At 61.7% G+C, this 13,668-nt stretch carries 11 protein-coding genes; 6 read left to right on the top strand and 5 right to left on the bottom strand.

Going from position 1 to position 13,668, the window contains the following annotated elements:
* Positions 1-77: 77 nt before the first annotated feature.
* Both ABVN19_RS10245 and ccoN read right to left on the bottom strand, forming a co-directional pair.
* Positions 78-290 (bottom strand): hypothetical protein, encoded by a 213-nt coding sequence (locus ABVN19_RS10245; RefSeq protein WP_028946308.1) that lies wholly within the window; start codon positions 288-290, stop codon positions 78-80.
* A gap of 11 nt (positions 291-301) precedes the next feature.
* Positions 302-1,729 (bottom strand): cytochrome-c oxidase, cbb3-type subunit I, encoded by a 1,428-nt coding sequence (gene ccoN, locus ABVN19_RS10240; RefSeq protein ID WP_028946307.1) that lies wholly within the window; start codon positions 1,727-1,729, stop codon positions 302-304.
* 443 nt (positions 1,730-2,172) lie between these two features.
* Between ccoN and ABVN19_RS10235 the strand changes: the two genes are divergently transcribed.
* From ABVN19_RS10235 to ABVN19_RS10210, 6 genes are read left to right on the top strand one after another with little or no spacing between them, the layout of a single operon-like run.
* Entirely contained in the window at positions 2,173-3,774 is a 1,602-nt protein-coding gene (locus ABVN19_RS10235; protein ID WP_028946306.1) for a phosphopantetheine-binding protein, read from the top strand.
* Positions 3,761-5,338, top strand: coding sequence for a class I adenylate-forming enzyme family protein (locus ABVN19_RS10230; RefSeq protein WP_036990460.1), 1,578 nt, complete (start codon positions 3,761-3,763; stop codon positions 5,336-5,338). The genes ABVN19_RS10235 and ABVN19_RS10230 overlap by 14 nt, the downstream gene beginning before the upstream one ends.
* Positions 5,339-5,375: 37 nt before the next feature.
* Positions 5,376-6,302 (top strand): alpha/beta hydrolase, encoded by a 927-nt coding sequence (locus ABVN19_RS10225; RefSeq protein WP_028946304.1) that lies wholly within the window; start codon positions 5,376-5,378, stop codon positions 6,300-6,302.
* A gap of 12 nt (positions 6,303-6,314) precedes the next feature.
* A complete protein-coding gene (gene rpe / locus ABVN19_RS10220; RefSeq protein ID WP_028946303.1) occupies positions 6,315-6,998 on the top strand; it encodes a ribulose-phosphate 3-epimerase in 684 nt (227 codons plus the stop codon).
* Between the two features lie 35 nt (positions 6,999-7,033).
* Positions 7,034-8,119: a uroporphyrinogen decarboxylase gene (gene hemE, locus ABVN19_RS10215; protein WP_105642724.1), complete on the top strand. Its 1,086-nt coding sequence runs from the start codon at positions 7,034-7,036 to the stop codon at positions 8,117-8,119.
* Positions 8,112-8,540: a MarR family transcriptional regulator gene (locus ABVN19_RS10210; RefSeq protein WP_028946301.1), complete on the top strand. Its 429-nt coding sequence runs from the start codon at positions 8,112-8,114 to the stop codon at positions 8,538-8,540. Before hemE ends, ABVN19_RS10210 begins: the two co-directional genes overlap by 8 nt.
* Positions 8,541-8,629: 89 nt before the next feature.
* On the opposite strand, the gene mobA is transcribed toward ABVN19_RS10210, so the two are convergent.
* From mobA to ABVN19_RS10195, 3 genes are read right to left on the bottom strand one after another with little or no spacing between them, the layout of a single operon-like run.
* The gene (gene mobA, locus ABVN19_RS10205; RefSeq protein ID WP_105642725.1) at positions 8,630-9,205 is read right to left on the bottom strand and encodes a molybdenum cofactor guanylyltransferase MobA; all 576 of its coding nucleotides are present in this window, start codon (positions 9,203-9,205) and stop codon (positions 8,630-8,632) included.
* Positions 9,206-9,265: 60 nt separating this feature from the next.
* The gene (locus tag ABVN19_RS10200) at positions 9,266-12,394 is read right to left on the bottom strand and encodes an efflux RND transporter permease subunit (protein WP_105642726.1); all 3,129 of its coding nucleotides are present in this window, start codon (positions 12,392-12,394) and stop codon (positions 9,266-9,268) included.
* 11 nt (positions 12,395-12,405) lie between these two features.
* A complete protein-coding gene (locus ABVN19_RS10195; RefSeq protein ID WP_028946298.1) occupies positions 12,406-13,584 on the bottom strand; it encodes an efflux RND transporter periplasmic adaptor subunit in 1,179 nt (392 codons plus the stop codon).
* Between the last annotated feature and the right edge of the window lie 84 nt (positions 13,585-13,668).

Below are 13,668 nucleotides of genomic sequence, written 5' to 3'. Positions count from 1 at the left end.
CTTTCGGTTGGGTAGGCCTGGCTGCGTGCAAATGGATCGCCGGCAATGCCCGCCAGCGACCCATCCGGACTATCAGGTCAGGCCCTGAATGCCGCGTCCGGTTTCACGGCCGGTACTGGCTTGCCAATCGCCCGTTCGACCCGTTGTGCCACCAACGGGTCGTCGGCAAAGGGTATCAGGCTGGTCTGATCATCGACCTCGCGATCATGGCCGCGTAGACAGGCACTGGTGACCAGGTAGAAGAACAACACGCCGCTCAGGCAATACAGCGCATACAGCCACTCGTTCATTGTGATGCTCCTCAGGCGATGCGCGCGTTATGGAAGGCCAGGTGTTCATCGGCCACCCGCACCGTGCGCCAGGTGTTGTAGGCCATCAGCAACATGCCGGCGAGGAAACACACACCGCCGATAAAGCGCACCAGGAAGCCGGGGTGGCTGGCCACCAATGCTTCGACGAATGAGTAGGTCAGGGTGCCGTCGTCGTTGGTGGCGCGCCACATCAGGCCCTGGGTGATGCCGTTGACCCACATCGAGGCGATGTAGAGCACGGTGCCGATGGTCGCCAGCCAAAAGTGCGCGTTGATCATGCCGGTGCTGTACATGCGCTCGCGGCCGAACACTTTCGGGATCATGTGGTAAAGCGAGCCGAAGGTAATCATCGCCACCCAGCCCAGGGCGCCCGCATGAACGTGGCCAATGGTCCAGTCGGTGTAGTGGGACAGCGCGTTGACGGTCTTGATGGCCATCATCGGGCCTTCAAAGGTCGACATGCCGTAGAACGCCAGCGACAGCACCAGAAAGCGCAGGATCGGGTCGTCGCGCAGCTTATGCCAGGCCCCGGAAAGGGTCATCATGCCGTTGATCATGCCGCCCCAGCTCGGTGCCAGGAGGATCAACGACATCGCCATGCCCAGCGATTGCGCCCAGTCCGGCAGGGCGGTGTAGTGCAGATGATGCGGACCCGCCCAGATATACAGGGTGATCAATGCCCAGAAATGCACGATCGACAGGCGATACGAGTACACCGGACGGCCGACCTGCTTGGGCACGAAGTAATACATCATCCCCAGAAAGCCCGTCGTCAGGAAGAAGCCCACGGCGTTATGGCCGTACCACCACTGGACCATGGCGTCGGTGGCGCCTGAGTAGACCGGGTAGGACTTGAACCAGCTCACCGGGATCGACAGGTGATTGACCACGTGCAGCATGGCGATTACCACAATGAAAGCACCGAAGAACCAGTTGCCGACATAGATATGCTTGGCCTTGCGGCGTAGCAGGGTGGCGAAGAACACCACGCCGTAGGCCACCCAGACAATGGCCATCCAGACCGCGCCAGTGAATTCGATCTCGGCGTATTCCTTGGTGGTGGTCAGGCCCAGCGGCAGGCTGACCAGCATGATCACGATGGTCGCTTGCCAGCCCCAGAAGGTGAAGGCGGCCAACTTGTCGCTGAACAAGCGTACCTGGCAGGTACGCTGTACCGCGTAGTAGCTGGCGGCAAATTGTGCGCTACCGGCAAATCCGAAGATTACCAGGCTGGTGTGCAGCGGGCGCAGGCGGCCGAAGCTGGTCCACGGCAGTTCCAGGTTCAGTTCCGGCCAGACCAGTTGCGAGGCGATCCAGACCCCCATGGCCATGCCGACGATGCCCCAAAACACCGTCATGACCACGAATTGTCGGACCACTTTGTAGTTGTAGGCCTGCGCCTGTTGATGTGTGCTCATGGCTTTTTTCCACAGTTCCTGTATGGCTCGCTCTGCCGTGGGGGCAGAGCCCAGGCGCACTGTAGGAAGCTGGGCCGAGGCAAAACAGACTCAGAAACCTGGCAGAACTACGGATCAGATAAACACCCCGTATTCATTAGTCATCATGCGCACTGATATGGGCCAGGTGCAGTGAAATTGCGCTGTGCTGTGTTCGCTGGCGGGCGAACTGTGGCTTTAAGCCGCAGCCCGGCGAACATGGAATTACCTTGACATCACCGTAACCCCGGACGCAAAATTTCGACAAACTTTGCGCGCAAAGTTTTAGGCGCGAAGCGAGGGATCGTGTCAGTGATACGCAATTTGCAATGAAGCCAAACTGCTACGGAGTTTGTGCGAAGGCGCTTACACAATGGGGCGACGCCGCTGCGGCGGCAGACTATAAGAACAGAAGGGAGCATAAGATGAAGCTTTCCAAGGACCTGGTACTCCAGGCCAAAGCGACGTTCGGGACACCCACCTACCTCTACGATGAAGCCGTGTTACGCAGCAGTTTCAACGAGTTGCGCGATGCGTTGCCCGAGTGTGTGGACATCTTCTATGCGTTGAAGGTCAACCCGAACCTGTCGCTGGTCAAACTGATCCGCTCTTACGGTGGCAATGCCGAGGTCTGTTCGCTGGCGGAGCTGGAAATTGCCCTGAAAGCTGGTGTTGCGCCCCAGGACATCATTCTGCTGGGCCCCTACAAAAAGCCTGAAGAACATCGTCGGGCGCTGGAAGTGGGGGTGTTCGCCATCGTGGTCGAGTCTGAGAGCGAACTGCGCAAGTTGTCTGTCCTGGCGGGCGAGCTGGGCTGTGACGCACCGGTCGCCATTCGGATCAACCCCAATTTTTCCGCCGCGGGCTCTCCATGGAAGATGGGGGGACGACCCACGCATTTCGGTATCGAAGAAGACACTGCCGTGGCCAACTTCGGCCACTACCTGGCGTTGCCCAACATCAGGATCAAAGGCATCCATGTCTATAACGGCACCAAAATCCTCGATGCGCAGTCGGTGTACGACAACGCCGAGTACATTCTGGAGCTGTATCGCAGCCTGAACCGCCGCTACAACCTGGACCTGCGTATGGTCGATGTTGGCGGCGGCCTTGGTATCAAGTACTACGAAAACGAAAAGGAACTCGACACGGCGAGGCTCAAGCAGTTGCTGGCGCCGTTGTTCAATGCCTTCCATCATGAGTTTCCTCGCACGCGGATCATTCTGGAGTCCGGGCGCTTTGTTGCCGGCAAGTGTGGGTCGTTGCTGGTGACCGTCGACAACATCAAGGAAAACCACGGCAAGACCTTCGCTGTGACCGACGGCGGTACCAATTGCCACGGCGCGGCAGCCGGCAGTGGCCAGGTTCTCAAGCGCAACTTCCGGATCGTCAAGGCCACCGGTGACAACGGCGGACCGCTGCGTGAGTACCATATCTCCGGGCCGCTCTGCAGCCCCGACGACCTGCTTGGCCGAGATGTCCAGCTGGAGGCCTTGCATGAAGGTGACCTGCTTGCGGTGACGGCCTCGGGTGCATATGGGCCCACGGCCTCGCCGACGCTGTTCCACAGCCATGGCCACCCTGCCGAAGTAGTGGTCAGCCACAACCGCCTGTTTCTGGCTCGAGCCCGGCAAAGCGCCGTGGAAATCCGCGACAGCCATGCCGATGTGGCGCTTGATGAACTGCTCGGCACCGTCAGCAAGGTAATGCCGATGCCCATTGCCCAGGCGGCGACCCAACGCCAACTGGCGGACATCCTGCGGGTGGTGTTGAACCTTCCGGAGCATGTAGCCATCAGTGCCGACTCGCACCTTCGCGACGAACTGGGACTGGACTCGCTGACGTCCATGGAACTGTTGGTAAGCCTGGAGGACGACATCGAAGGATTTTTCGTCAACCCCGACACCATCACCCCAGGGCATTTCAAGACCGTGGCGAGCTTGGCTGGCTACATCGACGCTCACCGACAGGTTCCCACGGGCCGTCGAGCGGTGGAGGCTATCGAGGTGCACCATGAAGGCGTCTGAAGTGCTGCTGCAGGATGTACTGGAAGCACGCAACGGACAGCATCCGGACAAGGCCGCGATCATCTATGCCGATGAAACCTACACCTATGCCCAGCTCGACGAGGCCAGTGCCAGGCTGGCGGCGGGCTTGCAGGTCAACGGCCTGCAGCGCCAGGACAGGGTGGTGCTGTGCCTGGGCAACCGGGTAGAAACGGTCTGTGCGTTCTGGGGTGTGCTCAAGGCGGGGGGTGTGGTCGTCAATGTGGGGCTCGAAACGCTTGCCGACAGCCTTGACTACATCGTTCGCGATGCTGAAGCCTCGGTGCTGATCACGACTTCCGAAAAATTGACCAGCTTGCGGGCTGACACGGCGCGACTCAGCCACCTCAAGCTCATCGTGTTGCTCGACGGCGAGGCCGGCTCGACGCACGTTCAAACCTTTGAAAGCCTGCTGGGCCAGGGGGCAGGCGTACCGCTGCCAAGTGGCAACCTGGACCTGGACCTGGCGGCCATCATCTACACCTCGGGGTCGACCGGGATGCCCAAGGGCGTGATGCTGACCCACCGCAACATGCTGGCAGCACTCGGTTCCCTGCACACTTATCTGGGCTACAACGAGACCGACAATGTGTTGTGCTCGTTGCCGCTGTCGTTCGACTACGGGCTGTACCAGATGATCATGGCCATGAGCGCCGGTGCCACGCTGGTGCTGGAAAAGGAATTTACCTGGCCGATCTTCCTGATCAAGAAGATTCGCCAGTACCAGGTCACGGTGATCCCCTTCGTACCGACCATGCTGGTGCTGTTGCATGAGTATGCGCGCAAGCGCGAGGCGATCTTCCCCGACGTGCGCATGGTCACCAATACCGGTGCGGCCCTCAAGGCGCCGCATATCGCGCAGATGAAAGCGCTGTTCCCCCAGGCACAGATCTACTCCATGTACGGTCTGACCGAATGCAAACGCTGCACCTACCTGCCTCCGGAAGACATCGACAGCAAGCCCGGGAGTGTCGGTATTGCCATCCCCAACACCGAGCTGTGGCTGGTGGACGATGAGGACCGGCTCATCGACGAGCCACATCAGGTCGGTCAGTTGGTGATTCGCGGGGCCACGGTGATGGCGGGCTACTGGCGCAATCCTGCGGCCACGGCGCTCAAGCTCAAGCCTGGACGCTATCCGGGCGAAAGCGTGTTGTACACCGGTGACTACTGCAGCCTGGATGAGGACGGTTACTTGTATTTCCGTGGTCGTATGGATCACATGATCAAGTCCCGTGGCATGAAAGTCAGTCCCAGTGAAGTGGAAGGGTACCTCTACGCCATCGACGGTATCGAGGCCGCCGCGGTGGTTGGCGTCGACCATGCAGCGGTCGGTGAAGGGCTGTGGGCCTTCGTCACCCTGGCCCAAGGTTCGCAGTTGACGGTCGCTCAGGTGCTCGAACGATGCCGGCAGGGCCTCGAAGCTCACAAGGTACCTCTGTCGATCACCATTGAAAGTAGCCTGCCGCGCACCGCCAATGGCAAGTTCGACCTCCAGCAGTTGCAGCGCATGGCTTGCAACACACAGCTGGCGGTGGCGGGATGAGCTGTCGCAACGCGCGATCACTGAGGAAGGTCAATCCATGAGTCTGGGCAATCGAGGCCGCGATCAATCGCTGGACGTCAACGGCAACCACTTCGCCTTGCGCACCTGGGGCAATCAAGATGCCCATCCAGTACTTGCCCTGCATGGCTGGCTGGACAATGCAGCCTCCTTCGAGCGTATCGCGCCCCTGTTGCATGACCATTTTGTGGTGGCCCCGGATCTTGCCGGCCACGGTCGCTCCGAACACCGGCGCGCCGATAGTGGCTATTACCTGTGGGAGCACGCCGACGATATGAACGCCTTGGTCGAAAGCCTGGGCTGGAAGCGTTTTTCAGTGCTCGGCCACTCCATGGGTACCGGCGTGGCGTCGATTCTTGCAGCCATGAATCGCACTATCGACAGCATGGTATTCATCGATGGGATGGGAGCGCCCTTTGCGGTGCCCGAAGGCAGCACGGTCGAGCACCTGCGCAAGGCCCAACGGTTGTTGCGCCTGGCATTACGTACGCGCCTGCACGGTTTCAGCGGCCCGGAAGAAGCTCGATTCAGCAGCCTGGAAGCGGCTATCACCGAACGACGCAATAGCATCAATGGCAGCCTCAGTGCAGAAGGCGCCCGGTTGCTGGCGATGCGCGACCTGATCAACCTGGGGCACGGCTACCGCTGGCGGCATGATCCGCGGCTGGTACTGCCTGAGCTCCTGCCACTGACGGAGCGCCAGGCCTGTGAGTTCTTGCAACAAATCACCTGCCCGCTGCACCTGCTGCTTGGACGCCAGGGACTGTTTGCAGGCAGCCAATTTGAACAACGCAGGCACGCCTTGCCACTCAATACCCGGGTGCACTGGCATGACGGCGGACATCACTTCCACCTCGATGCACCCAGGCCTGCGTTGATAGCCCAGATCAGCGCTGCACTGGGGCAGGGGGCGTCCGGGTTGTTGCAACGATTAGTCAATGAGTAATGGAGTACGCGCGTGAAAGAGTTCTGGATTGCACCTTCGATTCTGGCGGCCGATTTCGCCCGTTTGGGTGAAGAAGTCGAGCAAGTGCTGGCCGCCGGTGCTGATGTCATCCATATCGATGTGATGGACAACCACTATGTACCCAACCTGACCATGGGGCCGCAGTTCTGCAAGGCCTTGCGCCGCTACGGTATTACCGCGCCGATCGATGTACATCTGATGGTGTCGCCGGTGGACAGCCTGATTCAGGCCTTTGCCGAGGCCGGTGCCGATTATATTTCCATCCACCCTGAGGCAACGCAGCACCTGGACCGCTCGGTGCAGCTGATAAAAGACCTGGGATGCAAGGTGGGCCTGGTGTTCAACCCAGCCAGTACCCTGGACGCCGCTCATTACCTGCTGGATCGACTCGACCTGATCTTGCTGATGTCGGTCAACCCCGGATTTGGTGGCCAGCGTTTCATCCCCCAGGTGTTGCCCAAGATAGCCGCGGCGCGCAAGCTGATCGACGACAGCGGTCGTGACATTCGCCTGGAAGTTGATGGCGGAGTCAACCTCGAGACCATCGGCCAGGTCGCAGCGGCCGGTGCCGACATGTTTGTTGCCGGCACGGCGATTTTTGCCCAGACCGACTACTGTGCCACGATCTCGGCCTTGCGCCGCGAAATGGCCAATGCTGTACCCAGCCGCCTCTGACAGGCGGTCTTTCCAACGATTCTCGCGAATCCAGCATGAGTTACCCGTCCTTGCACAATAATTCCTTCATCAAGGCCTTGCTGCGTCAGCCGACGCTACACACGCCGGTGTGGCTGATGGGGCAGGCCGGTCATCCTTTGCCCGAGTATCGCTTGCTGCGGGCAAAGGCCGGTTGCTACCTGTCGTTGCTCAAGCAACCTGACTACACCACCGAGGCTACACTGCAGCCGTTTCGGTACCTGAGTCTGGATGCGGCAGTGGTGACCACCGACATCCTTACCCTGGCCGATGCCATGGGGCTGGGGTTGTACTTCGTCCATGGCGAGACACCACGGTTGCGTTATCCGTTGCGCGATGAAAAAGCCATTCAGCGCTTGCGTGTACCGGATCCCCGGGCCCAGGAATACCTCTACCAGTCGGTGGCGCAGTCGCGTCGGGCGCTGGAGGGCAAAGTGCCGTTGATCGGCGTTGCCGGCAACCCCTGGAGCCTGGCCTGCTACATGGTGGAAGGTGGGCCACCGGGTGATTTCCAGCTGATCAAGCGGATGCTCTATCGGCGCCCGGAACTGCTCCACCGACTGTTGTTGACCACCAGCCAGGCTGTGGCAGCCTCGCTGAACGCGCAGATCGAAAGCGGAGCCCAGGCCGTGATGTTGCTTGATCCATTTGCCGGGGCGTTGGCCAATGGCATGTACCAACGCTTTTCGCTGTTCTATGCCCGTGAAGTACTTGCGCGGCTCCACAAGAGTCAGCACGGGCACCGCGTGCCGTCCATCCTCTATACCCGCGGAGCCAGCCAGTGGTTGGTGGAGACGGCCCAGAGCGGTGCCGATTGCCTGGGCCTTGATGCCAGCTACGACCTGGGCATGGCGCGGCAACTGGTGGGCAACACGGTGGCCCTGCAGGGCAATCTTGATCCAGCCGTGCTACTGGGCGATGAGGCTTGTATCCGCCGGGGAGTGCAGCGCACGCTGCAGGCCTTCGGTCCTGCCTGTGCGGGGACCGGGCACGTGTTCAACCTGGGGCAGGACATATTGCCTTCGACCCCACCGCAGGCCCTGGCGGTAGTGGTGGATGCAGTGCATGCGTACAGCCAGGTCAAAGGAGGTGTGCATGCTTGACCCAACGTTCGACTTCGACAAAATGCTGTGCTTTTCGCTGTATTCCACAGCAAACGCCATGGTACGCGACTATGCCGAGCCGCTCAGGAAACGCGGTGTTACCTATCCGCAACTGCTGGTGATGGCCGGGTTGTGGGGCAAGGATGATGTCTCGATCAGTGCCCTGAGCGAGCTGACGCTGTTCGACCTGGGGACCTTGACGCCCATCGTCAAGCGCCTGGCCGACAACGGCTTCATCACTGTCTACCTTGACCCGACCGACCGTCGTCGGCGCAACCTGTTGCTCACTGACAAGGGCCGTGAGCTCAAGGCCGAGGCGGCCAAGGTGTTCAGCAACATGGCGTGCAAGATCGACCTTGGCGAGAGTGAGGTGCAGCAGGTGCTGAACGTGTGTCACCGGATTCGCTCGCGCTTGCGTTGAGCGGGTTGCGGACGGTAAGGGAACCATGGCCGCTGCGCGGCCGATCGCAGGCTGACGCCAGCGGCTACACGCACCTGTGCGGCGTCGGGTCAGCGCTGCAGAAACTCCGGCGAGTTGAAGTTGCACAACCGCGCATCGTCGTCGGCACACTCCATCGCTTGCACCGGATGCGCCAGCAGTGCCCGTTGCAGGCTGCGCTCACCCTGCTGCCAGCGCTGTTGAAGATCACCGGCAAGGGCCTTGGGTATCACACTGAACATCGGTTGCCAGTATCCACCCTGGCGCACCATGCATGCTTGCTGGTGTTCAAAGGCCTTTGCCCGTAACTCAAGTACCAGCGCCGTGTCGATCTGCGGCGCATCGCACGCCAGTACCAGCAGCCACGGGTGACGGGCGGCGGCAAGGCCTGCCAATACCCCGGCCATGGGGCCGGGGAAATCCGCCTCAGGGTCGCAGACCAGTTGATCGGCATAGGGCCGGTATTGTTCAAGGTTGCGGTTGCAGGAAATGATCAGGTCGTCGGTCAACGGCCGAACCACCGCCTGGACATGGGCAATCAGCGGTGTACCGTGCCAGGCCAGCAGGCCTTTGTCCTGGCCGCCCATGCGCAGGCCTCGGCCACCAGCGAGCAACAGAATGGAGAAGGCAGGGGCGGCGGGTGTCATGAAAGGGTTCCTGGCAAGATCAGCCAATTACCTTCCCATGCACGCCGCCGCCTGTCCAGATTACTGCGGGTCAGTCGCCGCTTGCGGTTGCTGCAATCGGGTCCGGCGCTTGCCGGTCAGGCGCATCACCACCACGAAGAACACCGGTACGAACACCACGGCGAGCGTTGCGCTGAGCATGCCGCCGATCACCCCGGTGCCGATGGCTTGCTGGCTGGCGGAACTGGCGCCGGTGGCGATGGCCAGCGGTACCACACCGAGGATGAAGGCCAGCGAGGTCATGACAATGGGACGCAAGCGCAGGCGCGCTGCCTGGACCGTGGCATCGATCAGGTCATGACCTTCATCGACAAGGCTCTTGGCGAACTCGATGATCAAGATCGCGTTCTTCGCCGACAGGCCGATCAGGGTGATCAGGCCTACCTTGAAGAACACATCGTTCGGCATCCCCCGCAGGCTCACGGCAATCACCGCTCCCAGTACACCCAGCGGTACCACCAGCAATACCGAGGTGGGGATCGACCAGCTCTCGTACAGTGCGGCCAGGCACAGGAACACCACCAGCAACGACAAGGCCATGAGCATCGGTGCCTGGGCGCCGGACAAGCGCTCCTGCAGCGACAGGCCGGTCCACTCCAGGCCCATGCCGGGTGGCAACTGGTCGACCAGGCGCTGGATTTCTTCCATGGCCTGCCCCGAGCTGAAGCCCGGCGCCGGCTCGCCCGACACTGCAACGGCTGGATAGCCGTTGTAGCGCGTCAGTTGCACGGGGCCGGTAATCCACTTGGCCTGGACAAACGCTGCCAACGGCACCATCTTGCCGCTGCTGTTGCGCACATGCATCTTGAGCAGGTCTTCGACCTGGCTGCGCTGGTCACCTTCGGCCTGCACCACCACCCGCTGCATCCGCCCCTGGTTGGGGAAGTCGTTGACGTAGTTGGAGCCCACTGCGGTGTTGAGCACATTGCCGATGTCGGCAAACGACACGCCGAGGGCGTTGGCCTGCTTGCGATCGACTTCCAGTTGCACCTGCGGGCTTTCCGCCAGGGCGCTTTCGCGGACGTTGATCAGCATCGGACTTTTCTCGGCATTGGCCAGCAGTTGGTCACGAGCAGCCATCAAGGCGGCATGGCCCAGGCCGCTACGGTCCTGCAAGCGGAACTCGAAACCACTGGAGGTACCCAGGCCGTCTACCGGCGGCGGCAGCACCGAGTAGGCGATGGCATCCTTGAACTGGCTGAAGGCAGCATTGGCGCGGTCGGCAATGGCCTGGGCGCTGTCGTCGGCACCGCGCTCGGACCAATCCTTGAGCGTGGTGAATCCCAGCGCTGCGTTCTGGCCTTCGCCGGAGAAACTGAAGCCAAGAATCAGAGTGGTGTTGCCCACACCCGGCTCCGTGGCGTTATGCGCCTCGATCTGTGCCGCGACCAGTTCCGTGCGGGCACGGCTGGCACCCGGCGGCAGCTGGATGTCGGTGATGGTGTAGCCCTGGTCTTCGGTGGGCAGGAACGAGGAGGGCAGTTGGCTGAAGCCATAGACCAGGCCTGCCAACAGCACCGCATACACCATCAGGTAACGACCGCTGCGCTTGAGCGCCTGGATCACCCAGCGCTGGTAGCCGTTGGTCAGGCTTTCGAAGCGGCGATTGAACCAGCCGAAGAAGCCGCGTTTTTCGTGGTGTTCGCCCTTGGCGATCGGCTTGAGCAGGGTCGCGCACAGGGCCGGGGTCAAGCTCAGGGCCAGGAACGCCGAGAACAGGATCGACACCGCCATCGACACCGAGAACTGCTGGTAGATCACGCCCACCGAGCCTTGCATGAACGCCATCGGCAGGAACACCGCCACCAGTACCAGGGTGATACCGACGATGGCGCCGGTAATCTGGCCCATGGCCTTTTTGGTGGCATCCCGGGGCGAGAGGCCTTCTTCGCTCATGATCCGCTCGACGTTCTCCACCACCACGATGGCGTCGTCCACCAGGATGCCGATGGCCAGCACCATGCCGAACAGGGTCAACACGTTGACCGAGAAGCCCAGTGCCAGCATCGCGGCAAAGGTGCCCGCCAGGGCCACCGGTACCACCAGGGTCGGGATCAGGGTGTAGCGGATGTTCTGCAGGAACAGGAACATGACCGCGAACACCAGGGCCATGGCTTCGAGCAGGGTGGTGATCACTTGCTGGATCGAGACCTTGACGAAGGGCGAGGTGTCGTAAGGGATGTCGAACTTGGAGCCCGGCGGCAGGTAGCGCGACAGCTCAGCGAGTTTGTCGCGCACCAGAGTGGCAGTCTCCATGGCGTTGGCGCCCGGCGACAGCTTGACGCTGAAGGCGCTGGTCGGCTTGCCGTTCAGGCGGGTGCCGTACTGGTACTCCTGGCTGCCGATTTCAACCCGGGCGACATCACCAATGGTCACCCGCGAGCCGTCAGGATTGGCGCGCAGAACAATATCGGAGAATTCTTGCACGGTGCTCAACTGCCCACGGATCACCACGTTGGCCGTGATCTCCTGGGTACCGGTGCCGGGCAGGTTGCCGATACTGCCTGGGGCGACCTGGGCGTTCTGGGCGGCAATCGCCTCGTTGACGTCGTCGGGAGTGAGGTTGAAACCGATCAGTTTCTGCGAGTCGAGCCAGATCCGCATGGCCCGCTCGGAACCATACAGCTGGGCCTTGCCGACGCCTTTGAGGCGGCGGATCTCGTTCATCACGTTACGGGCCAGAAAGTCGCTCAACGTCACTTCATCGAGGCTGCCGTCCTCGGCGGTCAAGGTCACCATCAACAGAAAGCCGGTAGAGACCTTCTCCACTTGCAGGCCTTGCTGGATGACTGGGCGCGGCAAGCGTGACTCAACCACCTTCAGGCGGTTCTGTACATCGACCTGGGCCAGGTCCGGGTTGGTGCCAGGCTCGAAGGTGGCGGTGATGGTGGCGCTGCCCAGGCTGCTTTGCGAGCTGAAGTAGAGCAGGTTGTCAGCACCGTTGAGCTCTTCCTCGATCAAGCTCACCACGCTCTCATCGACGGTCTGCGCCGAAGCGCCAGGGTAGATCGCGTAGATCTCCACCTGGGGCGGGGCTACGTCCGGGTACTGGGCTACCGGCAGCTGTGGAATTGCCAAGGCGCCGGCGAGCAAGATGAACAACGCGACCACCCAGGCAAACACAGGGCGGTCAATGAAAAACTGCGGCATGAATCAGGCCCTCACTGGCCGGTGGACTTGGCGATGGATGGAACGTCTTTGGCCGGGTTGTCGATCCGTACCTGATCACCTGGGCGTACGTGCTGTACGCCTTCGACCACTACGCGGTCACCGGGGGCCAGGCCGTCGCTGACGATCCAGCGATCGTTCTGCACGCTGCCCAGCACCACCGGGCGTTCGCTGATGCGCTCTTGGGCATCGACCAGCAACACGCGCGGCTGGCCTGCGCTGTCGCGCAGAATGGCGCGTTGCGGCACGCTGATACCTTGCTGCTTCACAGCCTGGTCCAGGCGTACGCGAATGAAACTGCCTGGCAGCAGGTCAAGGTCGGGGTTGGGGAACTCGCTGCGCAAGGTGATCTGGCCAGTGCTCGGGTCGACACTGATGTCGGAGAACAACAGCTTGCCCGGTAGCGGGTAGGCTGTGCCGTCGTCCTGGATCAGGGTGACTTTGGCCTGGTCCTGGCCCATCTGCTGCAGCTCGCCAGCGCGCAGGGCACGGCGCAGGGCGTTGAGCTCGCGGGTCGACTGGGTCACATCGGCGTGGATCGGGTTCAACTGCTGGATGGTCGCCAGCGGCGTGGTCTCGTTCTGACCTACCAGCGCACCTTCGGTGACCAGGGCCCGGCCGATGCGGCCGGAAATCGGTGCGGTAACCGTGGCATAACCCAGGTTGAGCTTTGCCCGCTCTACCGCAGCCTTGGCTTCGGCGACTGCCGCGTCGGCCTGCATCACAGCAGCCCGGGCGTTGTCGTGGTCCTGGCGGCTGACCGCGTTGATGGTGATCAGCTCTCGGTAGCGCTCGTCCTGCAAGCGCGCCTGGTAGCGGTTGGCCTCGGCCTTGGCGAGCACGGCGCGAGCGCTGTCGTAGTCTGCCTGGAACGGCGCCGGGTCGATCTTGAACAGCACATCGCCCTGCTTGACGTCGCTGCCTTCGCGGTATACCCGCTTGAGTACCACGCCGGCGACGCGGGCGCGCACTTCTGCGGTACGGGGAGCAAGGATGCGGCCATTGAGTTCGGTGCTGATGGCCAGCGGCTGGACACGGACGGTTTCGATGGTGACGGCGCTTGGCGGGGCCTTTTCCTCGTCCGGGGTGCTGTCGGAGCACGCGCCAAGGGACAGGGTAATGGCAAGCAGCGGCAGCAAGGCGCGCAGACGGACGGGGCTTGAACTGAACATGCGGATCTTCCATAAATGACCCGGCAATGCTAAGGCAGGAGGCCAACGTCCAACTGTTAAGCTGTGTAGGCCGAGTGTGAAAAA

Source organism: Pseudomonas vranovensis, assembly GCF_040438935.1.
Taxonomy (GTDB): domain Bacteria; phylum Pseudomonadota; class Gammaproteobacteria; order Pseudomonadales; family Pseudomonadaceae; genus Aquipseudomonas; species Aquipseudomonas vranovensis.
This window is presented reverse-complemented; position numbering and strand designations above follow the sequence as displayed.